This is a genomic window from uncultured Algibacter sp. (assembly GCF_947495675.1).
Classification (GTDB): domain Bacteria; phylum Bacteroidota; class Bacteroidia; order Flavobacteriales; family Flavobacteriaceae; genus Algibacter_B.
The window spans coordinates 104,096-129,236 of record NZ_CANLZX010000002.1; the positions used below are offsets into that span (position 1 = coordinate 104,096).

The following is a 25,141-nucleotide window of genomic DNA, read 5'->3' on the forward strand; positions in this document are numbered from 1 at the left end:
ATTGTTATGAAACATATATTAATAAAATCGATTGTTATAATTTTTACAGTAAGTGCAATCGTTTCCTGTGCAGATAGTGACTTTCTTCAAGAAAGTAATCCAAATGTTCTTGGAGTAGATACATATTGGAGAGACTTAAGCGATACTCAAACTGGGTTAAATGCCACATACAAAACCTTGCATAACCCTGCGGTTTTAAATGTCATTGCAGAAATTCTAAGGTCAGATATGGGTTATCCAGGTTATGGAAGACCAGTACCTCAAAATACTGAAGATTTTTACCTTCATCTGTATAATGCAAGTACTTCTGAAATTTTAGAAAAATGGCAAACTAATTATCAAGGAATTTTTAGAGCCAATCAAGTAATTCAAGCTTTAGAAAACCTAGAAGGCACAGTAGATGAAACAGAATGGACTTCCCAAATGGCTCAAGCACGTTTTTTTAGAGGCTTATTTCATTATTACTTATACACAACTTATAATAGTGGTAGCATAATAATAAGAAAAGAAGTACCAGAAGTACAGGATTCTGAGGTGCCAACTGAAGAGTTTTATTTACCACTATCTCCAGCTGAAGATGTAATTAAATTTGTAAGAGAAGATTTAGAATATGCTTATCAAAATCTTTATAAAAAAGGAGAGTATCCAAGTGGTGACGCGTCTAGAGTTACATCAGGTGCAGCAGCTACAATTTTGGGAACTAGTTACTTGCAAGAATTAGATTATGAAAAAGCTATGCCTTATTTTGATGATGTAATTAATAATCACGGTTATGAGTTGGAATATGATTTAGATAAAATGTTTACAACAGCAGGTGAGTTTAATAAGGAATCAATTTTTGAAATTAATTTCACATCAGATTTTATTGAAATAGATTTAAATAGATGGAATGGTGATACTGGTACTAACTGGCTAAATCAGCAAACTTCAAATACACGAGGTGCTGTAGGGCCTGCATGGATAGCTTATGCATATAAATCTGAACCTATGGATCCGTTAGATTTAAGGAACTATTATCAAGATGCAAATAATGATGACGCTTTAACACTACGTGATGTACCATTGCGTGCTTCATCTATGATAGCTTTAGTAGATGATAATCAAACTACATATTATTTAACAGGAACTGCAAGTGAATATCCAAGATTTCATGGTTTAGCTTGGGGATATGCTTGGTGGAAAAAATATACCAATGATGATATAGTTGCAGCAGAAAATCAATTACCAAGTGGTGCAGCTACATTGTCAAGTAAAAATGTAACTTTAAACAGATTGCCAGAAGTTATGCTTATGCAAGCTGAATGCAAAATTAAAACAGGAGATGTAGATGAAGCCCTTAATCTTATAAACGACATACGTAAGCGTTGGGGCTTAGTATTATTAGGTCTTTCAGGTTCAGATGTAGCACATACATATGACGAAGAGGTGTATAATGAAGAAAGCTTAATGCAACATTTAATGCGTGTTGAGAAGCCTCTTGAAATGTCTGTTGAAGGCCATTTAATTCGTTTTCTAGATTTTCAAAGATGGAAAAAATCTGATAATTATGGCTTTAAGGAAAGACTTGAAGAACTTGCTAATGAGGAGTATTACGGCGTTAACTTTACATATGTTAATAGTGAAGGAGCTACAAAAATTAGAAATAATTTCCCTTCAATTGAAGGAGAGAAACCTTCTGGGAGTTTTACAACAGTTGATTATGAGTATGATATTCCATTTTTAAATTATACAGAGTCAGTACATGGAACATATCCAATTCCTTTTGATGAAGTTAATGCTAATCCAAACATAAATTAAACATACTATATTATGAAAAATATAAAAATATTAATGCTCTTTTTCGCTTCACTATTTGTGTTTGTAAGCTGCGAGGAAGAAGATTACGTAGAATATACGGCACCAGATGATTTATCTGATGCAATATGGTTGGCTGGAATAGATAGAAATACTTCAATGCCATACAGTATAAATGCAGAAAGCGCCATGGCATTTTTTAATTTGTCTCAAGGAACTGTTAGTAGCGAATGGACTATAGAAGAAGGAAATAAATTTCTAAAACTTGGGTGGTCAAAAAACGATTCTTTAGACCTTTTTATCGATCCTGATGCAGGTTTAAAAATTACAACAGGTAAAGCAAATGTACTTTTTAAAAATAGTGGAATTAATACTGTTACATTGCTTAATAAGTTTAATGAGCCAACAAATTATAACATTAGTGATACTACTAATGTTAAGGTAAAATCTTTCCAAGAGGATGATTTACATGTTATTGAAACAAAATTTCTTTTTGATGTTTATGCAATTATGAAGCCTGCATTTACGGTTTTAAAAGATGGAGTAAATGTATTAACAATAACTGAAGATGATATGCCCGATTTAAATGATTCTGATTCTTGGCCAATAATAGAAGTTGAGGCTGCAACAGGATTACAATTTATAGACAATACTACAATTGGTAGGCCAAATAGTAGAACATGGCTTAGCCCAGATGGTATTCCAAATAAAACAGGAGGTCTTGAGCCCATAATTAAATTCTATAGATTAGGAACATTTAATGCAGGAACATTAAGGACTTTAAGAATAAATGAGTTACCTAAATCAACAGCCGAAAAAATAATACCACTTAAGGTTAAAGTAATTACTTCAAGTCAGCCATTTGTATTTGATGGGGTTTTAAAAGAAGCAGAAGATGAAGTAATTTCATTTAGAGTTAATGGTGAAGTTAAAGAATTCTCTGGTGAAGAAGGTAACTTTATAGTTAATGTAAAAAACGCAGCTAGTGGTTTTGATCAAGTTATTCCTGTCCAAGTAGCTAGAGTTAGTGAAGAAAATTCAATATTTATTGAATTAGTATTATCTGCTCCAATTTATAATTCTGATGAAATAACGGTATCCTATAGTGGTGGGGGGATATTATCTGCAGATAATAGACCATTGGAAGCTTTTAGTGACAAAATTGTTGAAATGAATTTAGGTAATAATATCTTGCCAGCAAATAGTCATGCAAGTTATGAGCAAGGAAACTCAAGAGCTAATAATGCATTTGCTGAAAACTATTTTCTGAATATGGGAAATCGAGTAGATGGAAAGTTAGTGTATGAGAGAGTTACAACCAAATCATTTGATGGAGAAGCGAGTATGAGATTTGTTGCTCCAGAATTTTCAGGTTTTCCTAATATTAACTTATGGAGTTTTGGATTAGGTGAACCAGAAGCAATTCCAGCTGGAACTTATGTTATGTCATATCATATATTTAAAGATGTTGGTACAACAATAACACATTTTAGAACTGAACAAAATAAGCCAGATTTTCAAACTCAACTTTGGGATATAAGCGCTGTACCCAATGGACAATGGACTAAAGTTACCAAAACTTTTACTACAGGGTTAATTACACCTGAGGCTAATTTAAGATTTGCTTTTAAAATATTTACGAGCGATAACCCTGGTGTTGCAGGCCCCCAAACATTGTATATTGATAACCTAGCATGGTTTGCAATTGAACCTAGACCATAATTAATCGCTTTAATTTTAAATAAATAAAAATGAAAAATATAATTAAAATTTTAAGTTTATTAATACTTGTACTCACAATGTATAATTGTGATGAAGAAAATAATTTTAAAGAGTCAGATATTAATTTAGTTCCTGTTTACAGTCTAACGGAAATTAATAATGATGGACCGTTTAAGATAAATATTTATAAAGAAAAGCCATTAATAGTAGAGTATAGTTCAAATGTCACATTATCTAATTATGCTTCGTCTGGATATGCAGATACATCTACAGATATAATGTATCAAATTACAGTAAATAAAATTGTAGATGGTGTTGCTGTAAATTATGTAATATCTGCAGACAAAACTACTGGTGAAGGTACTTTAAATATAGACTCAGGAGCCAGTACGCACAATGTTTTGCTCACAGAAGAGGAAGTGTATAATTAATAAATATATATTGAGTTAGTTTAGTTTAAAAGGGGGGTAAACATGATTTATCCCTTTTTTTTATATATAAATGTTAAGAATTGTTATCGTTTATAGATTAGGTTATTTGGTAAATAATGATAAATTAAATAGTAAAATACTTGCATTATAAGTTTTAAAATCAATAGATTTTTAATGAAAATATTTTATTCATATAATGTTTAACTAAAAATCTAGTTATACCATCTTCTAGAGAAAAACATCAGTATATAATATTTAATTGATGTGGTGTTGTAATTGTTGTTTTAAGCCTATTTTTTAATGCTAGTTATTCATAATAGGAGGGGGTAATAGTTTCTATCTTCAAAGGAAACAATGTCTTCTTTTATTTTTTTGATTTAGAAATCTTGAACTTGAACTTGAATTTTAAATATTAAATAACCAATACTTGAAACTTCAATTGAATACGCTAGATTATTTTTTGAAAGCATAAACTAAATGCACCACCCTTAGGACTTACAGTCTATATATTTTAATGTTATGCCAATTTATGCATAAGGGAATAGGAAAATTAGTTTAACCTATTATAAATCCATTTAATTCAATTTTTTTTAATTGAGAATAAGTCCATGTGTAATCAAGGTTAAAACGAATAGTTTCTTTGAGAGTGCATAATTATTTTATCGAATTACTTTTTGAAAATATTTGATTTATTGAACATTAATTTATGTTGTGTTTTTATTAAATAAAAAAGCTCATACCAAATTATTAAATAAAAGTATGAGCTTTAATATTAAAAGAAAATTATTATTCTTTTAGAAACTTTTTTGAAGACACGCCATTTTCAGAAGTTAATTTAATGATATATAATGATTTGTTTAATGAAGATACATCAATTCTATCCGAAACATCATTAAATGTTAACACAGATTTGCCTAATAAATCGAAAATTTCAATTTTATTTATAGGCTCTAAAGTATCAACACGCAATTCGTTTTTAACTGGATTTGGGTATAAGCCAAATTCAAAAGCGTTATGTCTGTTTGTTGATAATAATGGTGAGTTTTTAGTAATGGTTAATCTATTTTGAACAATTCTATTAATTTCATCACCACTTTGAAAAAATCCTAATGCCCAATTGAAATAATAAGCTCCAGTTCCAGTAATAGCGTCATATATTTCTTGTCTCATTCCTCCCACAGTACCTACAATTGAAGTTTCTGGTGCAGTACCTACATTTTTAATTCTTACTTTTTTACTAGATGAAGCTGCGTCAGCTCCAATAGTAAATTCCATTATGATTTCATAAGCAGATTTATTAGCTTGACTTACATTAGGGTTAGAAGGCATTAAAGCTCCTGTTCCACCACCATTAGAAATTTCTACACTTGTAGATGCGATTGTTGCAATTACAACACCTTCTCTTTGTTGTCCTAATACAGGTCCTGTAGCAGGAGCTGCTTCAGGAGAAAGTCCTGTAATTGTCATATTGGTAGTATTTCCATCGAAATTTTGATTATTAAATCCTAGCATAATAACCGATGTAACTGTTATAACATCTCCTTCAACTCCAGTTATTGGTGTTCCTAATACAGCATAAGCAAAATTAGAACCTGTTAATAACTGATCTGCGGTGTTAGCCGTCCATGTGTTTGAATTGTTAAAATGACCTGCAATCCAATCAGGGTGAGCATTCAAATCAGCTTGTACACCTGCATCATCGTAACTAGCTTCGTCGAAAGCCGAATCGTAAATAGTCGTTTGTGCACTTAAGGAGGCAACAAATGCAAATGCAAATAAAAAAAAAGAGTAAATTTTTTTCATGATAAAATAGTTTAGTTATTAATATATTTATTTTTTTAAAGTTATTTAATATACTGACTCAAAAATGATTACGTATTACCCGGTACTTATCTAATTTTATCTTAATTATTAATTGTACACAATTGAGTTTTTAAATAGTATTCCGTCATCTGTTTATTCAATTATTTAAACTATTGTAAATATTTTTTAAATGCCTATAAATTATGGATCTTTATTTTTATCTAGAAAATAGTTGGGTTAATTTAAACTTATCATAAGAATAGCGCTAAGTTTTAACAGGGTAAAATTCTTTAAAAATCGAGTCTATTTATTCATGAGACAATATTGAATTTTATTTCTGTAAAATCTATGAAGTTAAATATAATCAAGTGTTTTAAGTGGTTTATTTAAATAAAATTTTTAAAAAACCATACTTGTAAATGTTAATAATTTTAAAAATCTATTACATTTATGTGCAATTAATTATTATTATATTTCAAATTTGTTATCTTAGTAGTTGTATTTAAATTAAAATCGATCAGATTTTAATTATACTAATCATTTATTACAATAAATTCAAAACAATATTTAAATCCCATATAAAAGTACAATTCAATAATTTCATGAAATTAGTTTTAAAAAACCCAGACAGTTTTGTAAATCAAAGAATCAATATTTTTAAAAAAGAGATTCCATGCTTAGATACGGCATGGCATTATCACCCTGAGTTTGAGTTACTATATATTTCTAAAAGTAGTGGTATTAGATTTGTTGGAGATAGTGTGTCGCATTTTTTTCCTGGTGATTTGGTTTTAGTTGGGTCTTATTTACCTCATTTATGGCGAAATGACGAAGCATACTATGAAAAAAATGATGATTTGATGGTTAAAACAATAGTCATGAAATTCACTAAAAATTTTATGGGAGTTGGCACTTTTGATAACCCTGAGTTTTTAGGAATAAAAAATTTGTTAGACGAATCTAAATTAGGACTGTCTTTTAGTAAAAAGATTAGTCAGAAATTAAATGATGAAATTTTGGAGATTGTAGAGTTGACTAAAGGAGAGCAATCAATAAGATTGTTAGATATATTGTATAAATTATCACTAAGTAAAGAAGAAGATAAAAAGGTATTATCTTCAACTGATATGCGACAATTTTCTACTGATAATCCAGGTCGATTAGATACCGTTATTAGATATATTTCTGATAATTATAAAACAGATATAAGTTTAGGTGATGTAGCAGGAATAGCTTGCATGACTACTAATTCCTTTTGCCGCTTTTTTAAAAAAATGACTAATAAATCTTTTACTGAATTTTTAAATGAAATTCGTATTAGAAATGCCTCTCGAATGCTTATCCAAGAAAATGCACCGATTTCAGAAATATGTTATAATGTAGGTTATAAATCTATACCCAATTTTAACAAGCAATTCAAGCAAATTATGGGCGATACACCTAAAGCCTATAGGTATAAATTGTAAATCTTCTTTCTATAAACTTTACAATAATTCAATTAGGGTAAAACTTAATAATTACAAGGTAATATTTAGCAGTAGTTTTATATTACTTAGGTCTTTATTTGTATTAGTGAATTGATTTTAGTCTTTATCTTTTTTAATTTGTGTTCGTTAAATCAATGAGATTTAGATAAACCAAATTTATCTATTCAAAAAAACTACTATAAGAATGTTTCTGAATCTTTCAATTCTATTGTTTTTTCTAATTTTCTTAATTTTTGCAATTTCAAAGTGGAAAATTCATCCATTTATTGCTTTGGTTTTAACGGCTATTGCTTTAGGTCTTTCTTTGGGACTGGGAGGAAAAGAAACGGTTGATGTAGTATTAAAAGGCTTTAGCGAAACGTTAAGATGGATTGCAATAATAATTATTTTAGGAGCTTTTATTGGTGAAGTGTTACAAGATACTGGAGGTGCATTTCGTATTTCTGGGTGTATAGTAAATGGTGTGGGAGAAAAAAAATTACCATGGGCCATGGGGTTTACAGGATATATTGTTTCAATTCCTGTATTTATTGATGTTGCTTACATCTTATTGCAACCAGTAACTGAGTCTTTATCTGTAAAAAGTAAAAAACCGGTATTGTATATTGGGCTAGCCTTGGCTGCTGGTTTAGCTGTATCGCATACTTTAATACCTCCAACTCCTGGTCCTTTGGCTGTAGCATCACTATTAGATTTAGATTTAGGAAAAATGCTACTTATAAATATCGTAGTCGCAATTTTTGCAATGGCAGGAGGTATCATTTATGTGACTAAATTTTGTAAAAACTCATGGCTTGCTTATGATGAAAAACTAAAAAAATCATTACAGGGTGGGATTATGGAGAGTCCATCAACTCAACAAAATGATTCTGGTAATATTTTATTGGATTTATTACCAATTCTAATTCCTATTGTCTTAATTGGAGCAGGGTCATTTATCAATATGGATACAAATAATTTTTTTACAACTATTTTTAACTTCATTACTCTACCATTAATAGCGGTGATGATAGGTGCATTTATCGCTGTCTTTCAGTTAAAAAAACCTAATAAATCTAATAAACTTAATGCTTTGGTAGAACAAGCAATTTTAAAGTCCGCCTTGGTTATAATGATAACTGGTGCAGGAGGAGCATTAGGTTATGTAATTAAAGAAACAGGTATTCAAAATGAAATTGTAACTGTATTTGCTAGCTTTCCTTTTTTAGGAGTTTTGCTTCCTTTTTTGGTAGCAGCGATACTTACCACATCAACAGGTTCAATTACAGTTTCACTTGTTGGTAGCGCTTCTATGTTGGCTCCAATGGTCGAGAGTTTACCTGTGTCTCCAGAAATAGTAGCGGCTTTAATTGGGTGTGGTTCATTTTGCGTTTTTCATGCAAACTCTAGTTTCTTTTGGTTGTTAAATCGTTTGCACGAAGTACCTCCTAAAACCCTTTATAAAACATTTACCCTACAATCTCTTGTTATGGGATTATCTGGTTTAGTTGGTGTTTTTTTATTAAAACTTTTTGGTTTCTAAAGGTTGTTTTTTAGTCTGTTATGCTTTTTTAAGTACTTTTTTGAGTTTAAAGTATACTCTGGTATTAGATAGGTAAAATAATATATGAACAGGGTAAGTATTGCTATTAATTATTCCCTATTTTCTGTTTTTTTTGTAAGTGAAAGTGTCTTAAAAGAGACATGTATTAATTTATCTTAAAATTATAATCAAAATGAATTATCAGTTTAGTCATATTGGAATACCTACAACAGAAGAAAAAGAATGGGACGGATATTGCGAACCTGGAAATTTTCATTATACCGATTTTGCAAAGGATGAATATAAAGTTGAATGGGTAAAATTCGATAATCACAGCACAGCATCAGAAATGGTAAAAACCTTGCCACATGTTTCTTATTTTGTAGATAATATAGAAGAAGCTATTAAAGGACGAGAAGTTTTGGGCGAAATTTTTTCTCCAGCTGAGGGAGTTCGTGTAGTTTATATAAACCATAAAGGATCTCCAGTTGAATTTTTGGAAATATCGGAGTAGATATCAAAATAAAACATTAATTAAGATATATTTTAAATGGAAAAAAATATTGAACGTCTACTTTTTATTTCTACGATATTTTTAGTGATATGCTGCTCAAGTAATGATCTTCCAAGTGATGATGAAGTAGAAATAGAAATTCCAAACCCAGAACCGGATCCAGGCTCTGTTATTAATCAAGATTACCCTCTATCCGATCAGTTAAATACAGGTAATTGGACTTTAAACACAAGTGTAAGTGATGAGTTTGAAGAAACTGCTTTAGATGAAACGAAATGGTTAATTCAAGGTAGAAATGGGGTTTATAAGTCAAATTTCATAGGAAGACCTCCATCTCAATTTTCAACTGAAAATGTGCGTTTAGAAGATGGGAAATTGAAATTGGAAACGAGATGGGACACAAGTTATGATTTTTCACCTAAAACACATCCTAACACAGGAGAAACTTTCGAAAACATAACAACCGCAGCGGTAATTACAAAAGAGGAATTTCTTTATGGATACATGGAAGTGAAATGTAAAGCGGCAGATGCTGAGGTGACAAGTTCGTTTTGGGCAACAGGAAATAATACCGAATTGGATTTTTTTGAAATGTTTGGGGACCATAAACAAACAAATAAACTAACCAAAGATCGAGAGTTATGGTGGTCTATTCATGATTGGTCTGCTGCAGGAGGCGGAAAGACAACATATACAGAACATCATGATCTGGGTTATAGAGTTGCAGACGATTTTCATGTATATGGTTTTGAGTGGAGCGCCAACGGGATTAAAATTTTTATAGACGGAGAACTTTACAGAGATGTTTCAAAAGCAACTATCAATGCTTATGACGACGTAGCTAATAATAACGGAGGCAATGGGACAAATGAGAATTTTGTGGTAACAAAACCCGTCGCATTATGGTTTGATCAAGAAACATTCCCGTGGCATGGAGTCCCAGATAGCAAAGAAGATTTAGAATTTAATAGCCCAAGTAGAAAGAAAGATGATGGTGTTGTTGATTTCGAAATAGAATACCTTAGAGTTTGGCAAAAAAAATAAAATATAATTATGAACAATTTAAATAAAATAACTGCAGTTTTCGTGATTGTATTTGTTTTTATAAACTGTAAGAGTCAAGACGTACAAGATAAAGGCGGAAGTTTGCAACAAGCGGTTTATCCGTTTTCCGATCAAAATAATACTGGAAAATGGGTGCTTAATACTGAAGCTAGTGATGAGTTTGAAGATTCAGTTATTGACGAGGACCGCTGGTATATTGTTGGTAAGTTTGAAAACGGTGTGCCTGTTTATAAAGATCCGGATTATCCTAACAAACGTGTATGGAAAGGAAGAGCACCGTCTCAATTTTCAGGTAGAAACTATAGATTAGAAGATGGTAAGTTAATTCTTGAAACACGTTGGGAACCTGATTTTCCTTTTGCAGACGATAATAAACAATCTTGGGGTCCAGATAAGAAAGTTGAAAAGTTTGAAAACATTACAACCGCCTGTTTTATTGGACGTAAAAACTTCAAATACGGCTACATGGAAATTAAAAGTAAAGCTGCCGATGCTGAGATCACAAGTGCATTTTGGGCTACAGGTAGCCAAACCGAGTTGGATATTTTTGAACAATTTGGTGATCATCGTCAAAAAGGAAAAGAATGGAAAGACAGAGAGCTTTGGTGGTCTATACATGATTGGAGTAAGGAAGGCAAAGGAAAAACAGTTTATACCGAACGTTTGGATTATGGTTTTAGAGTAGCAGACGATTTTCATGTTTATGGTATAGAATGGGATGAAAACGGATTAAAACTTTATGTTGATGGTAAATTATTTACCCAAGCTACCAAAGAGCAAGTAAATGCATATGCAAAAGAAAGAAACTTGCCTAATGGATGGGTTATGGATGGTCCAATTCATATATGGTTAGATCAAGAAACTTTTCCTTGGCATGGCGTACCAGATAGTAAAGAAGATTTAGAATTAAATAGTCCTGAAGGTAAGAAAGATGATGGTGTTGTGGATTTTGAAATAGAGTACGTTAGAATTTGGCAAAAAAATTGATAATTAAACATTCAAATAAATATTAACAATTAAATTAAATATTATGAAAAAAATCTTTTTAGTGCTCGTATTAGTAATGTCAGTTTCTGCTTCTTTTGGCCAAAATAAATGGCATATTAGCCAAAATGATAAATTCGTTGCAGCGGCTGCTGTAGAATACAATTTGGACGAAGATCAACAAGAAGTACTACGTGAATCTAGAATGGAAATGGTTACGGCTTATCTTAATTCTAATAAAGATTTCAAAAATGGAGATATAACTAAAGATGAGAAAAAGGAAATTACCTCGAAAGCAAGTAAAGCCTTTAATACTACTATGACAAAGTTAACAGGTAAGTCTTATAAAGAATTGAAGCCATTTTTTGATAGAATGCGAGAAGAGCTTAAAAAATAGTTTAGGGCTTATTTTATTGATTTTAAGTAAATTATGCTCAAAAATTTTTTTAGTTTTTGTGATGAATTGTAATTTGCTTTTTTATTTTAAAAATTATAACTTATAATTATTGATGAGAAATTATATTTATATTCTAATAATTGCATTTAATGTTTCAGTTCAATTTATAAATGCCCAAAATGATTGGGAAAATGAATTGATGTTTGAACAAAATAAAATGCGATCTCGTGTTCCATCATATTCATATGAGACTCATGAAGATGCTTTATTAGGAAATAGAAATATTTCGAAAATGAAATTGCTAAATGGTTCATGGAAATTTAATTATGTTGAGAAATCAAGCTTAAGACCACAAGAATTCTTTGCAATAGATTTTGCTGGCGATGATAGTTTATGGAAAGACATACAAGTACCATCAAATTGGGAGTTAGAAGGTTATGGCCAACCAATTTATTCAAATATTATTTATCCATTTACACCAGATATTAAAAACGGTGGAAAGCGCAACTTTAATTATATGGGGCCACATCCACCTCAATTTCCTTTCATCGAAAAATATAGAGATAATCCAGTAGGAAGTTATTACAGAGATTTTAATGTTCCGACAGATTGGAAAAATCAATCCATAATCCTGCATTTTGGAGGCGTATCCTCGGCGTTTTATGTTTGGGTTAATGGAAAAAAAGTGGGCTATAGCCAAGGGAGTAGATTGGCTGCAGAGTTTGATGTTACTGATTACCTTATAGAAGGTGTAAATCGAGTGGCTGTCCAGGTATTTAGATGGAGCGATGGTAGCTATTTGGAAGATCAAGATATGTGGCGCCTAAGCGGGATTCATCGAGATGTTATGCTTTTGGCTCAACCAAAAATAGCGCTTAACGATATGTTTGTGCGAACTAAATTTGATGAAAATTTAGAAAACGCTAAACTAGAAATTCGTCCGCATTTATGGATGAAAGCTGACGAAGAGAAACTTAAAGACTGGAAAATTGTTGCCGAACTCTACGACGCCAATAAGCAGAAAGTTTTAAGTAAAGCTATGTCGTGCAACATTGAAGATGTACATTTCGAGCGTTGGCCGCAGCGCGACATAACTAAGTTTGCCTTTTTAGAAGCTACTATTAATAAGCCAAACAAATGGTCGGTAGAGCAGCCTTATCTCTACACTTTAGTTCTGGATGTTATCGATCCTAATGGAAAACTTATAGAATCCAGGAGCCAAAAAGTAGGCTTTAGAACCGTATCCTTTAGTAAAGAAAATGAACTGCTAATAAATGGAAAAGCGGTTAAAATAAAAGGCGTCAATCGTCATGATCATCATCCAATTAGAGGTAAGGCATTAACTAGAGAAGATTTAGAAGCCGATGTAAAGCAGTTAAAACAATTCAATTTTAATGCGGTTAGAACATCACACTATCCAAATGATCCATATTTCTACGATTTATGCGACAAATATGGCCTTTATGTTATGGATGAAGCAAATATTGAAACCCATCATTTAGGAAGTTACGCGCCTCAGCAACCAAGTTTGGCTATACCTATTTTAAGCCGTGTTATGCGTATGGTAGATCGGGATAAAAACCATCCTAGTATTATTTCATGGTCGTTAGGTAACGAAGCTGGAACAGGGCCTGCATTTGCTGCTGCCGCTAGTTGGGCAAAAGACTACGATTCATCGAGGTTTATTCATTACGAAGGTGCGCAAGGGCAACCTGATCATCCAGAATATAAAGAAGGGGAAGAAGGTCAAGACGTGTTTAGAGGTAAAGCCCACGCTAATCCGGACGATCCTTATTATGTTGATGTTTTAAGTAGAATGTATCCTGAGATTTATCAACTTAAAGCGATGTCTGAGAGCCAATATATTAACCGTCCAATTATTATGTGCGAGTACGCGCATGCTATGGGGAATTCCATAGGTGGTTTAGGTGAGTATTGGGATTTAATTAATTCTAAAAAGAATCTTATTGGCGGTTTTATTTGGGATATGAAAGACCAAGGTTTAGAAACTACAAATGCCAAAGGCGATACATTTTATGCTTATGGAGGCGATTTTGGCGATTATCCAAACGATAAAAACTTTTGTATAAACGGCGTGTTTGCACCAGATTTAAAACCCAACCCTCATGCTTGGGAAGTAAAATATATACATCAACCTTTCAACTTTAAGGGTATTGATGTCGAAAACGGAAAAGTATTAGTTACTAATCATTTAAACGAAACAAATCTGGATGCTTATGAGGTAAAATGGGAACTTTCTGAAAATGGAAAAGAGGTGCAATCCGGAACTTTAAACCAAGTTAATGTTGATCCGAGTACTTCATCCGAAATATCAATTCCTTTTAAAAAGTTACGATTTAAAGATAATGCGGATTATTGGTTAACAATATCTGTCCATGAAAAACAAAATAGACTTTGGGCAAAACAAGGTTTTGAAATAGCTAAAGATCAAATTCTTGTAAAATCTAGAACTACTTCTAATACGACTAAGTCTAATTCAAAATCAGATGTTTCAGTTTCAGAAAAGGAAAACGAGATTCATGTTTCCGGTAAAAATTTCTCAGCAAAAATCTCAAAATCAAAAGGAGAATTGGTTTCATTAATCAAAAATAATTCAGAACAAATAGTGGCTCCTTTAAGGCCTGATTTCTTTAGACCTCCAATAGATAATGATTTGCGTGGGGCAAGTAGTAGAGCGTTTCGAGCATCAAGGGCATACTGGGAGTTTTTAAACGATAAATTAAAAACAGATAACGTTGAAATTAAAGAAATAAGTAATAATGAGATTTCCGTGCTTATCTCTAGGACATATAAGGATGAAGTTGAGCTTCAACTAAATTATCATTTTTTAAGTGATGGAAAAGTTGTTGTTAAAATGGCAATGGATGCCAAAACAACTTTACCTAGTTTGGTAAAATTTGGTATGACTATGGGCGTACCAAAAAGTTTTACTGAAACAACTTATTACGGAAAAGGACCTTGGGAGAACTATATTGATAGAAAAAGAGGCGCCATTACAGATGAGTACAGCTTTAAAACAAACCAATTATTTACTAACTTTATTTTTCCACAGGAAAACGGGAATCGCTCCGAAGTAAAATGGTTAAAGCTTTCAGATAACAAGAAAAATCAATTTAAAATCCAAGGTTCGCCAGAATTTGGCTTTTCAATTTGGCCATATTCAGCAAAAAATATTCAAGAAGCAACACATCTTTTTAACTTAAAAGAACAAGGTTTTTATACTTTAAACCTTAACTTGTTACAAATGAGCGTTGGAGGAACACTTTCAGAAACATTACCTAAATATGTAATCCCATCAGGAAAATATCAATTTGAGTTTGTAATAGAATAAAATTGTTAAACACATAAGCATCAGCCTTTTCTAAACTATAGTTTTTGTTCATTTAAAAGTGTAAAACAGAAATCTACAATTTATAATAAACGAATCTTTTTTAGTTTTAAGTAAATAAGTCGTTTAATAGTATTTTGAGGTCTTTACTAACGAATTTATTGAAAAACAGGGTAATATGTAAATAGTTAAAGGTAAAATTATTTAGTTTTTTAGAGACGTCTATTGTTAATTTAGTGTTAATATAAAGCTAATGATATAGCTAAACAAAAACTCATTAATTAACTAAATCAAACTAAAACTAAATTTATGAAAAATTTTAAAGAGCTTGATTCACAAAGCCCTGACATTAAAGTGTCTAAATTTGTGTTGAACAAGTTATCAAGAAAAGCATTATTTATGCTTTTAAGTTGTTTTCTGGTTTTGTCACAAGGTTTTGCAATCAACAATAATTTTGATTCAAATGCTAATGACAATGCAACTGAAAACGAAACAGTATCAGCGCAAGAAATTACTATAACTGGAACTGTTTCTGATATTGGTGGACCTTTACCAGGAGTAAACATTCTTGTTAAAGGAACTTCAAATGGAACGCAAACTGATTTTGATGGAAATTATACTATTTCTGTTAATAATTCAAATGCTGTTTTAGTGTTTTCTTATATTGGTTATAAAAATCAAGAGGTAACAGTAGGAAATCAATCAACGGTAAATGTTACCCTGGAAGAAGATATTGCTGGTCTTGATGAAGTAGTTGTTGTTGGATATACAACAAGAAAACGTGGAGAATTAACAGGTTCGGTTAGTACTGTAAGTGCAAAAGAAATTGAGAATACTTCTAACAGAGATGTTGCTAAATCTTTAGCTGGTAGAACTACAGGTCTTATTGTTAATGACCGAGGTGGTTATCCTGGGTCTAACGATGTAAGTATTTTAGTTAGAGGTGTATCTACGCTAGGTAATAATAATCCTTTAATCTTAATTGATGGTGTTCAATCTGCTATTGGTACATTTAATCAATTAGCACCACAAGATATAGCATCTTTAAGTATTTTGAAAGATGGAGCTGCTGCCATATATGGTAACAGAGCAGCAAACGGAGTAATTATTGTTACAACTAAAAGAGGTAAAGCTGGTAAACCAAAAATTAACTTCTCTACATCTTACAGTTTGTCATCTTTTTCTGTTAAGCCTGAATTATTCAATTCTGAACAATACCTCATTTACGAAAATGAGATAGCTGAACGAAAAGGAGATCCATCGCCTTACTCACAAGAAGAAATTGATAATTACGCTGCAGGTGGAGATCCAATTAATTATCCTAATACAGATTGGGCAGACTTAACATTTGCTAATTCTTCTCCAGAAACTAGAAACTCGATATCAATATCTGGGGGTAACGAAAGAGTTAATTATTTTGTTAGCGGAGATATTATGAGTAGACAGGGTGTTTTTGCTTCTGGTGATTTAAAGTTTAAACAAACTCAAATAAGATCTAACATTGATATCAAAATGACTGATGATATTAAAATTGGAGTTGACTTATCTGGTAGATTTGCAAATAATCAAGAGCCAGGTGTAAATGCTAGCTTTATTTACAAGCACATCTATACAAATTTACCAACAGAAGTAGGTAGATACCCTAACGGATTATATGGATGGGGTGGAGAAAACGGCGCTAACCCTGCTGTGATGTCTAGTAATCAATCTGGTTTTGTAGATGGTCATACTAATGATTTAAGAGGTAGATTATCCTTGGATTGGAAGTTAGATGATATTACTGAAGGGTTGAGTCTTAATGCTTTTGTAGGTGTAAGAAAAACAACTACAGATGATAAATCTTGGTATACACCATGGACAATTTATAGGTTAGATGATACAACGGGAGATTATAATCCAGAAATTGGTTTTTCTCAAAGCGGTCAACAACGTATTCTAAGAGAAGATTTCTTTAAATTTGACGAAACATTACTTAATGCAACACTAAGATATAATAGAATATTTGGTAAACACTCTATTAATGGATTAATAGGTGCAGAACAACAGACTTCAGAAAACAGAAACTTTTGGGCACAAAAGCAAAACTTTCCAACACCAGATCATCCATTTTTATTTGCTGGTAGCTCAGAAGGTCAAGTATCTAATGGTTCAGCTGCAGAACGTGCTTTGTTAAGTTATTTTGGTAACGTTGTATATGATTATAACAAAAAGTACTTTGCTGAGTTAACAGTAAGACGCGATGGATCAAGTAACTTCCCAAGTGATAAAAGGTTTGATACATTTTATAGTATTGGTGGAACATGGGCTATAGGTAAAGAATCATTTTTAGAAAATGTTGAATGGTTAGATGCCTTAAATTTAAGATCCAGTTATGCTGTAATGGGTAATGATAGAATAGCTCCTTTCCAATTCTTAACACGTTATAGTTTTAGTAATACGAACCCAAACAATGCAAGACCTAATTATTACGTTTTTGGTGAATCTGGAGTAACTGAAGGTGGTTTTAGAAGTGCAAACGTACCAAATCCTCTTGTAACATGGGAAACAGCATATATGAATAATTTTGCTGTAAGTTTTGCTATGTTTGGTAATAGGTTATCTGGTGATATTAATTATTTTAACCAACGAAGAGAAGATATCTTAATTCCACGTTTTGGTGCAGTTGCAGATTTTACAGGTATTAGATTACCAGATCAAAACGCAGGTAGAGTAGATAGTCATGGATTAGAAATTACATTAGGTTGGGCAGATCAAATAAATGATGATTTTAGCTATAATTTAGGGTTTAATTTTACACAAGCTAAAAATGAAATTGTAAAATACCCACAACCAGATAATATAGCCGAAGCATTAAGATTAGAGGGAAGTCCAGTTGGATCTTATATTACATATCCAACGGCTGGTATTTTTACAGATCAGGCTCAAGTTGATGCAACTGCTGTAAAACTTCCTGGGACTGTTGAGGGAGAACCAATATATTTAGATACAAATGAAGATGGTGAAATTAATAATGGAGACCGAATAAGAAGAAATACATCAGTTACTCCTGAAATTCAATATGGTATTACTGGAGGCTTAAACTATAAAAACTGGAATTTTAATTTTTTATTACAAGGACAGGCTGAAGCTGAAGTGTTAGTGTTTTTCGATCAACCAGGTTCAAAACCTCAATATGTTTTTGATCAAAGGTGGACACCTAATAACCGAAATTCTAGATACCCTAGAGCTTTTGGTGCCGATGATGGCTACAGTAGTAATAGAAGTGGAGATCCAGAAAATTTTGAAGGAGCTGATTTATGGTTGCATGATGCGTCTTTTCTAAGATTAAAAGAAATAGAGTTAGGATACACCTTACCTAAAGATGTTGTAAAATTTGCAGATATTAAGATTTTTGCTAGAGGATTTAATCTATTAACAATGTTTTCTGATGTGTATAAATTAGGATTAGATCCTGAGGCAACTAGTCATAATAACTTTAGGGGTTCAACGTATCCATCTCAAAAAATGTTCACTTTTGGTCTTAATTTAACATTCTAAACAATAAAAAAATTATATAAAAATGAAAAAAATAAAAATAGTATACATGTTCATCGCAATAGGGCTGTTTTCAGCTACTAGTTGTGAGGATGTGCTAGATACAAATGCCTTAGATGCATTTGGAGAAGATTTAATTTATAGTGATCCTGATCAAGTAGAAAGATTAGTGTTTTCTGCTTACAACAGTACTGAAAGCTGGGGCTTAAATAAAACTATATGGTGGGCTAGAAGATACAATTTGGAGGTTGGTTCTTTTGAAGCGAAATTTAATTTTAGAGACCTTGATAGACTTCGTATTAGAGATGCAGGCTGGAATCCATTAAATATGGGAGACTTCAGAAACAAATGGAGAGATTATTATAGGTTTATTAGAGAAATTGATGAATTTTTAGCCAAAGTAGATGATAGTCAAGCTATGCAAGTAGATTCAGATAGGGTTAATGGTTTAAAAGCAGAAATGAAGTTTTTAAGAGCAAACCTATATGCAAAATTAATTAGATATCATGGAGGTGTGCCAGTTTTGGAGAACGCTTTGGGGTTAGATGATGATTTTAATATTCCAAGAAATTCTTATGAAGAATGTGTTGATTTTATTGTCAAAGAGTTAGATGAAGCTGCTGCCGTATTGCCAGATTCTCGTCCAGCACCTGAATTTGGTAGAGCTACTAGTATGGCTGCTTTAGCAGTTAAATCGCGTTTACTTCTTTATGCAGCAAGTAAATTACATGACCCTAGTACGCAACCAAGTGGTCCATTATATGATTATACAAAAGCTACTAAATGGCAAGATGCCTCAGATGCGGCTAAAGTTATAATTGATATGGTTGGTGGCAGAGATCTAATTGCTGTTAATAATGATAAAGATTATCAAAATTTATTTTTAGCACCCAACAATGATATTATTTTTGCGAGACCTTTTGGTGAATTTTACGATTTTGGCTTAGATGTTAATTCTTTACCTAATCAAACACATGCACCAAGTGGTTATGGTGGATGGGGATTAGCCTCTCCAACACATAATTTTGCATTAGAATTTAATATGGCAGATGGTACAACTACTAGTGGTGCTACATTTGATCCTGCAAACCCTAACGATAATCGTGAAATGAGATATTATGCAGATCTTAACTTTCAAGGTGCTGATTTCAGAGGGCGTCCTGTTGATTATGCTTTATCAGTAGATCCAAATGCTGATGGTTTAGATTCTCCAAATGGTTCTAGTGTCGGTAGTTCAGGGAATGATTTACACTCATCAAAAACAGGTTATAATGTTAGAAAATTTCAAGACGAAAGTGTGGGCTTAACTGATTTATCTCCTTCTCGACCTTATATTCTGTATAGACTGGCAGAAATCTATTTAAACTATGCTGAAGCACAAGCAGAAATGGGTAATGATGGAGAAGCTAGAATTTACTTAAATAAAGTATCTAATAGAGCTTTGCAGCCAGATATTACGTCAAGTGGCGATGAATTGAAGGAAGCAATTAAGAGAGAAAGGAGAATAGAACTTGCTTTTGAAGGTCATAATTTCTTTGATGAAAGAAGATGGATGAATCCTGGTAATTTAGGTTTTGATATTAAAGGATTAAAATGGACAAAAGATGCTGGAGGGAATTTAACAAACGAAGAATATACAGTTGTTACAAGACCTTGGTTTGATAAGCATTACTATTTACCAATACCTCAACAAGAAATTGATAAAGCTCCTGCTCTTTTGCAAAATGCAAATTATGAATAATTATCAATAACTATTTTAATAATAATACTTAAACACCGAAGCATTGCTTCGGTGTTTTTTTATATAAAACATTTAATTGACACATACTTTTTTGGGTTTTAATACATATAATAAAGATAAATCTTGATTAGATAGGTAGTTTCGAATAGTCATCAAAAAGGAATAATATGGTAATATAGGCTTCATCTAGGGTAATTTATAATCTTAATAAAAATAGTAAATCTTGTATTTTAGTGTCAAATTTTAAGAGTATGTCTATATATTTTGGGCATCTATATTTTAGATAGTTAACGGAGAATTTTAAAATAAAATATTTAGTATGGTAATTGAAAAAATAGAAACATTTATACTTAAAGATAAGCTTTCTAAAAGTTTTTTCTTTTCACAATGGGAATACTCTGAAAGATGTATATGTGTAGTGAAGGTAACGGCATCAGATGGAACTTATGGATGGGGAGAAGGTTATGGACCTGCAGCGGTTTTGGAGGCAGGTATTAAGTTGTTAGAGCCCATGGTACTTGGTCATAATCCATTAGAAAATGAAGTGATATGGAATAACATGTATCGTAAAACTTTAGATTTTGCACGTCGTGGTACCTTGGTTGCTTCTATTAGCGCTATTGATATTGCTATATGGGATTTGAAAGGGAAAATATTGGGCTTACCAATTTCAACATTACTAGGTGGTGCACATAGAGATAAAGTAAAGCCCTATGCAACAGGGTTATATTTTACAGATCATAACAATCCTTCAAAAGACTTTGAAGAAGAAGCTGGACGATATGTTGCACAAGGATTTAAGGCAATTAAAATGAAAGTTGGTTTAGGTCTTAAAGAGGATTATGCAAACGTTAAAAAAATGCGTGATACCATTGGAGATGACATTGAATTAATGGTAGACTCTAATCATGCTTATACATTTAGAGAAGCCGTTGCTTTAGCTAAAATGATAGAACCGTTTAATATTAGTTGGTTTGAAGAGCCTTTATCACCAGAGTTTTATGCGCAGTATAGTGAGCTTAGAACAAAAACTACTATCCCGATTTCTGGAGGTGAATGTGAGTATTTGCGTTTTGGGTTTCACCAGTTATTAAGAAATAAATCAGTAGATATTATTCAACCCGATATTTGTGCATGCGGTGGCTTAACTGAGGCTAAGCGTATTGCTGCATTAGCAAGTACTTATGGAGTTGATTTAATTCCGCATACATGGGGAACAGCAATAGGACTTCATGTCGCGCTTCATTTTATTTCGAATTTAGAATCTGTACCAGGAAGAATGATGAAGCCGGACTTTTTTATGGAATACGATCAGACTGAAAATGGACTTCGTGATAAGTTATCTTATCCATTAATTGAGATGAAAGATGGTATGATAGACGTACCTAATAGACCTGGGCTGGGAATCGATATTGATGAGAAAGTATTAGAAAGGTATACAGTTTCTAAAACAATATTAAAGAAAAGTATTATTTAATAAAGCAACAAGTTGGGCAATTTGTAATATTGAAAATAATAATAAATACAAGTAAATGAAAACAGAAAATTTCGGATATAAAAAATTATATATTGATGGTAAATTGGTTGATGCGGTAAGCGGAGAAAGAGAAGATGTTATTTGTCCTGCTACAGGCGAAGTTATTGCTCAAGTAGCAAATGCCGGTAAAGAAGATGCAGAAAAAGCTTTAGTGTCAGCTCAAAAGGGTTTCAAATATTGGTCAAAATTGTCTTTAGCAGAAAGAACAGAATGGATGCTTAAACTTAGATCCGCAGTTTTGGAAAAAGAGCATGAATTAAGAACTGCTATGGTTCATGAAATGGGTAAAAATTATGAAGGTGCATATGAAGATATTGAAGCTGTAATAAATGCCTTAGAGTGGTATCCAGCTGCAATGAAAAACTTAAGAGAAGAACAAATTCCAGATTACGAGAACACGCATACGCATAAAATGATTTCGAAACCAGCTGGAGTCGCGGTAGCGTATTTAGCTTGGAATTTTCCTTTACTAAATGTAGGTTTTAAATTAGGGCCAGCTTTAGCCTCTGGATGTTCTATAATTATTAAGCCTTCAGCATTATCTCCATTATCTACTTATATGATTGGTGAGATTTTGCATGAAATTGATTTTCCAGCCGGAGTTGTTAATATTTTATCAGGACCGAGTTCTACTGTTGCGCATACCATGACAACAAGTACAATACCTGCAGTATTAACCATGATTGGGTCTACTGCTACTGGGCAACGCGTTATTGCAGACAGTACGACATCTATAAAAAAATTAGGAATGGAACTAGGTGGAAATGCACCTTTTATTGTTTTTGAAGATGCCGATTTTGATAAAGCTTTAGAGTTAGCTGTAGTTTTAAACTTCTGGAATTCAGGACAAATTTGTGTAGCCGCAAATAGAGTTATGGTCCATAAAAATATTTACGATAAATTCTTAAAAGCATTCATAAAAAGAACATCAGAATTACAATTAGGTTTTGGAATTAAAGAAAATCCAGACGTATTTATGGGACCTGTGGTTACAAAATCTGATAGAGATAGAATGTTCAAATTAGTTGAAGATGCTGTTAGTAAAGGAGCAACTTTAGAATATGGAGGAAAAATACCAGAAGGATTTCCTGAAGAAGGTAATTGGATAGAACCAACAGTAGTTTCTGGAGTTACAACAAATATGGATTTATTTAAAAAAGAAACATTTGGTCCGGTAGCGGGGATTATGAGTTTTGATACAGATGACGAAGCGCTTGAATTGGCTAACAATACCGAATATGGATTAGCTTCTTATATATTTACAAACAATCATAAAAGAATTGAGCGCTTTACTGAAGAATTAGAGTTTGGTGAAATTCAAATAAACGGTGTTAAATATGCTATCTATTTACCTCATGGAGGTATCAAAAACAGTGGTATTGGACATGATTGTTCTCACTTGGCGTTAGAAGATTATTTAGTAAAAAAACGTATTTCAACAGCTATTTAATCTATGAAAAATAAAATAAAAGAAAGTCTTCAAAAGGGCGATACAATTTATGGTCCTTTTTGTAAAATTCAAGATCCATCTATAGTAGAAATTGCTGCTTTAAGTAACTTCGATTTCATAATTATTGATATGGAACACGGACCGTTTAGTATTGAATCCGCACAAAATATGATTCGTGCTGCAGAAGCTAGAGGAATTACACCCGTTGTTCGAGTTACAGAAAACAATGAAACACTTATTTTAAGAGTTTTAGATATCGGAGCAAAATGTATACAAGTACCACAAATATGTACTAAGGCGGACGCAGAAAGGGTTGTTAAGGCAACTAAGTTTTTTCCGCAAGGGGAACGCGGTATGTGTAGATATGTTCGTGCTGCAGAATATACTAATATTAGTCCAGTAGATCATTTTGGAAAAGCAAATGACGATGTGATATCTATTATTCATATAGAAGGAATGGAAGGTATTGATAACCTAGAAGAGATATTATCCGTAGAAGGAATTGATATCATATTTTTAGGCCCTTACGATTTATCACAGTCATGTGGTGTTCCAGGGCAAGTGCATCACGAGAAAGTAGTAGGAGCAATGAAAGACGCTGTAAAACTGGCAAGAAAATACGGGAAAGCTGTAGGTACGTTTACAGAATCTGTCGAAAATGCAAAAAAATGGAAAGATATTGGTGTTCAATACATCTCATACGCAGTAGATGTGGGGCTAATCATGAATACATTTAAAGATATTACCCAACGGTTACATAGTTGATAATTAGTACCTAAAAAACTAAACTATATTTTTATGGATTATTTTCCTTTATTACTGGTTATTTTTGCTAGTGTATTTCAGGGTTCTTTTGGTCTAGGAATGAAATTTATGCCACCACTAAAATGGGAAGCTTGGTGGTTGGTTCATAGTACTTTTGCTCTAATTATTATTCCAAGCGTTTGGGCGTATTTAGTAGTGCCAGATTTATTTGGTGTTGTAACTTCAGCATCGCCCGAAGCAACAATCAAAGCCATGATTTTTGGAGCTCTTTGGGGTATTGGTGGTATTATGTTTGGTAAAAGTGTACCGTATATTGGGCTTTCTCTTACTTATGGAATTGTTATGGGGGTATGCTCTGCAGCCGGTGGATTAATTCCTTTGTTTTCAATTGATAACGCAACACAATTACCTGAGTTTCCATATATTATTGGAGGTGTTATAATTATGCTAGTAGGTGTTGCAATTACAGCTTATGCTGGTGTATTGAAAGATAAAAAACAAGGAGAAACTCAACAAAAAATCAATTTAAAAGTAGGATTGATCATTGCCATTTTAAGTGGTTTGCTTTCTGCGGCTTTAGCTATTGGATTTGCTGAGGGAAAAAGTATTGGAGCAATTGCGGAACAAGCAGGGGCGATTTCCAGAAATGGTAGTTTAGCAATCTGGGTAGTTGTATTGTGGGGAGGATTCATTGTTAATGCAGGATATTCAATTTTCTTATTAGCTAAGAATAATACTTGGAGTTCTTTTTCTACACCAAAAGCAAGAAAAGCGTACATGTGGTCAATTGGAGCTGCATTGTTATGGTTTGGTGCTTTAGGAATATACGGGCAAGGGGCTACATTAATGGGGAAAATAGGAGATGCTATTGCATGGCCTATAATGTTAGGTCTTTCATTAATAGTTGGAAATATTTGGGCTTATCTCAATAAGGAGTGGGACGGTGCAAAAAAACCATTCAATATCATGATATTGGGAGTGTTGTTTATTATTGTGGCTGTAATAGTTATGAGTATTAAACCTTAATTAAACTTAGTGTTTAATTA

At 32.4% G+C, this 25,141-nt stretch carries 17 protein-coding genes; 16 read left to right on the forward strand and 1 reads right to left on the reverse strand.

The features are described from left to right. Positions 1–6: 6 nt before the first annotated feature. The 3 genes from Q0842_RS02145 to Q0842_RS02155 are packed head-to-tail and all read left to right on the forward strand — an operon-like array spanning position 7 to position 3,947. On the forward strand, positions 7–1,797 hold the full coding sequence (locus tag Q0842_RS02145; protein WP_298493838.1) for a RagB/SusD family nutrient uptake outer membrane protein: 1,791 nt from the start codon (positions 7–9) through the stop codon (positions 1,795–1,797). 12 nt (positions 1,798–1,809) lie between these two features. Next, complete coding sequence (locus Q0842_RS02150; protein WP_298493841.1) at positions 1,810–3,516, forward strand: hypothetical protein; 1,707 nt, start codon at positions 1,810–1,812, stop codon at positions 3,514–3,516. 29 nt (positions 3,517–3,545) lie between these two features. Beyond that, a complete protein-coding gene (locus tag Q0842_RS02155; RefSeq protein ID WP_298493843.1) occupies positions 3,546–3,947 on the forward strand; it encodes a hypothetical protein in 402 nt (133 codons plus the stop codon). 786 nt (positions 3,948–4,733) lie between these two features. Here Q0842_RS02155 and Q0842_RS02160 read toward each other — a convergent pair. Next, on the reverse strand, positions 4,734–5,750 hold the full coding sequence (locus Q0842_RS02160; RefSeq protein ID WP_298493845.1) for a T9SS type A sorting domain-containing protein: 1,017 nt from the start codon (positions 5,748–5,750) through the stop codon (positions 4,734–4,736). Between the two features lie 602 nt (positions 5,751–6,352). Between Q0842_RS02160 and Q0842_RS02165 the strand changes: the two genes are divergently transcribed. The 13 genes from Q0842_RS02165 to Q0842_RS02225 all read left to right on the forward strand — a co-directional run bounded on the left by Q0842_RS02165 (position 6,353) and on the right by Q0842_RS02225 (position 25,121). After that, positions 6,353–7,216, forward strand: a complete 864-nt coding sequence (locus tag Q0842_RS02165; protein ID WP_298493848.1) for an AraC family transcriptional regulator — start codon at positions 6,353–6,355, stop codon at positions 7,214–7,216. Between the two features lie 205 nt (positions 7,217–7,421). Then, positions 7,422–8,759 (forward strand): GntP family permease, encoded by a 1,338-nt coding sequence (locus tag Q0842_RS02170; protein WP_298493850.1) that lies wholly within the window; start codon positions 7,422–7,424, stop codon positions 8,757–8,759. A 193-nt stretch (positions 8,760–8,952) separates the two neighbouring features. Continuing rightward, positions 8,953–9,273, forward strand: coding sequence for a hypothetical protein (locus tag Q0842_RS02175; RefSeq protein WP_298493852.1), 321 nt, complete (start codon positions 8,953–8,955; stop codon positions 9,271–9,273). 36 nt (positions 9,274–9,309) lie between these two features. Next, positions 9,310–10,317, forward strand: coding sequence for a family 16 glycosylhydrolase (locus Q0842_RS02180; protein WP_298493854.1), 1,008 nt, complete (start codon positions 9,310–9,312; stop codon positions 10,315–10,317). Between the two features lie 9 nt (positions 10,318–10,326). Further along, positions 10,327–11,325, forward strand: coding sequence for a family 16 glycosylhydrolase (locus Q0842_RS02185; protein ID WP_298493856.1), 999 nt, complete (start codon positions 10,327–10,329; stop codon positions 11,323–11,325). Positions 11,326–11,386: 61 nt separating this feature from the next. After that, positions 11,387–11,719 carry a hypothetical protein gene (locus tag Q0842_RS02190; RefSeq protein ID WP_298493858.1) on the forward strand — a complete coding sequence of 111 codons (333 nt, stop codon included), beginning with the start codon at positions 11,387–11,389 and terminating at the stop codon, positions 11,717–11,719. A 112-nt stretch (positions 11,720–11,831) separates the two neighbouring features. Then, the gene (locus Q0842_RS02195) at positions 11,832–15,071 is read left to right on the forward strand and encodes a glycoside hydrolase family 2 TIM barrel-domain containing protein (protein ID WP_298493860.1); all 3,240 of its coding nucleotides are present in this window, start codon (positions 11,832–11,834) and stop codon (positions 15,069–15,071) included. 306 nt (positions 15,072–15,377) lie between these two features. Next, positions 15,378–18,605, forward strand: coding sequence for a TonB-dependent receptor (locus Q0842_RS02200; RefSeq protein WP_298493862.1), 3,228 nt, complete (start codon positions 15,378–15,380; stop codon positions 18,603–18,605). Positions 18,606–18,627: 22 nt separating this feature from the next. Continuing rightward, positions 18,628–20,343: a RagB/SusD family nutrient uptake outer membrane protein gene (locus Q0842_RS02205; RefSeq protein ID WP_298493864.1), complete on the forward strand. Its 1,716-nt coding sequence runs from the start codon at positions 18,628–18,630 to the stop codon at positions 20,341–20,343. A gap of 319 nt (positions 20,344–20,662) precedes the next feature. Beyond that, on the forward strand, positions 20,663–21,820 hold the full coding sequence (locus tag Q0842_RS02210; RefSeq protein WP_298493866.1) for a mandelate racemase/muconate lactonizing enzyme family protein: 1,158 nt from the start codon (positions 20,663–20,665) through the stop codon (positions 21,818–21,820). 55 nt (positions 21,821–21,875) lie between these two features. After that, positions 21,876–23,330, forward strand: coding sequence for an NAD-dependent succinate-semialdehyde dehydrogenase (locus Q0842_RS02215; RefSeq protein WP_298493869.1), 1,455 nt, complete (start codon positions 21,876–21,878; stop codon positions 23,328–23,330). Positions 23,331–23,333: 3 nt separating this feature from the next. After that, positions 23,334–24,095, forward strand: a complete 762-nt coding sequence (locus Q0842_RS02220; RefSeq protein ID WP_298493871.1) for an aldolase/citrate lyase family protein — start codon at positions 23,334–23,336, stop codon at positions 24,093–24,095. Positions 24,096–24,128: 33 nt separating this feature from the next. Further along, positions 24,129–25,121: an L-rhamnose/proton symporter RhaT gene (locus Q0842_RS02225; RefSeq protein ID WP_298493873.1), complete on the forward strand. Its 993-nt coding sequence runs from the start codon at positions 24,129–24,131 to the stop codon at positions 25,119–25,121. The last annotated feature ends 20 nt before the right edge of the window (positions 25,122–25,141 follow it).

Coding starts and splice junctions, on each gene's coding strand:
- Q0842_RS02215 (WP_298493869.1), top strand. CDS start 21,876: ATGAAAACAGAAAATTTCGGATATAAAAAATTATATATTGATGGTAAA.
- Q0842_RS02200 (WP_298493862.1), top strand. CDS start 15,378: ATGAAAAATTTTAAAGAGCTTGATTCACAAAGCCCTGACATTAAAGTG.
- Q0842_RS02220 (WP_298493871.1), top strand. CDS start 23,334: ATGAAAAATAAAATAAAAGAAAGTCTTCAAAAGGGCGATACAATTTAT.
- Q0842_RS02170 (WP_298493850.1), top strand. CDS start 7,422: ATGTTTCTGAATCTTTCAATTCTATTGTTTTTTCTAATTTTCTTAATT.
- Q0842_RS02160 (WP_298493845.1), bottom strand. CDS start 5,750: ATGAAAAAAATTTACTCTTTTTTTTTATTTGCATTTGCATTTGTTGCC.
- Q0842_RS02210 (WP_298493866.1), top strand. CDS start 20,663: ATGGTAATTGAAAAAATAGAAACATTTATACTTAAAGATAAGCTTTCT.
- Q0842_RS02180 (WP_298493854.1), top strand. CDS start 9,310: ATGGAAAAAAATATTGAACGTCTACTTTTTATTTCTACGATATTTTTA.
- Q0842_RS02145 (WP_298493838.1), top strand. CDS start 7: ATGAAACATATATTAATAAAATCGATTGTTATAATTTTTACAGTAAGT.
- Q0842_RS02165 (WP_298493848.1), top strand. CDS start 6,353: ATGAAATTAGTTTTAAAAAACCCAGACAGTTTTGTAAATCAAAGAATC.
- Q0842_RS02225 (WP_298493873.1), top strand. CDS start 24,129: ATGGATTATTTTCCTTTATTACTGGTTATTTTTGCTAGTGTATTTCAG.
- Q0842_RS02195 (WP_298493860.1), top strand. CDS start 11,832: ATGAGAAATTATATTTATATTCTAATAATTGCATTTAATGTTTCAGTT.
- Q0842_RS02185 (WP_298493856.1), top strand. CDS start 10,327: ATGAACAATTTAAATAAAATAACTGCAGTTTTCGTGATTGTATTTGTT.
- Q0842_RS02150 (WP_298493841.1), top strand. CDS start 1,810: ATGAAAAATATAAAAATATTAATGCTCTTTTTCGCTTCACTATTTGTG.
- Q0842_RS02205 (WP_298493864.1), top strand. CDS start 18,628: ATGAAAAAAATAAAAATAGTATACATGTTCATCGCAATAGGGCTGTTT.
- Q0842_RS02175 (WP_298493852.1), top strand. CDS start 8,953: ATGAATTATCAGTTTAGTCATATTGGAATACCTACAACAGAAGAAAAA.
- Q0842_RS02155 (WP_298493843.1), top strand. CDS start 3,546: ATGAAAAATATAATTAAAATTTTAAGTTTATTAATACTTGTACTCACA.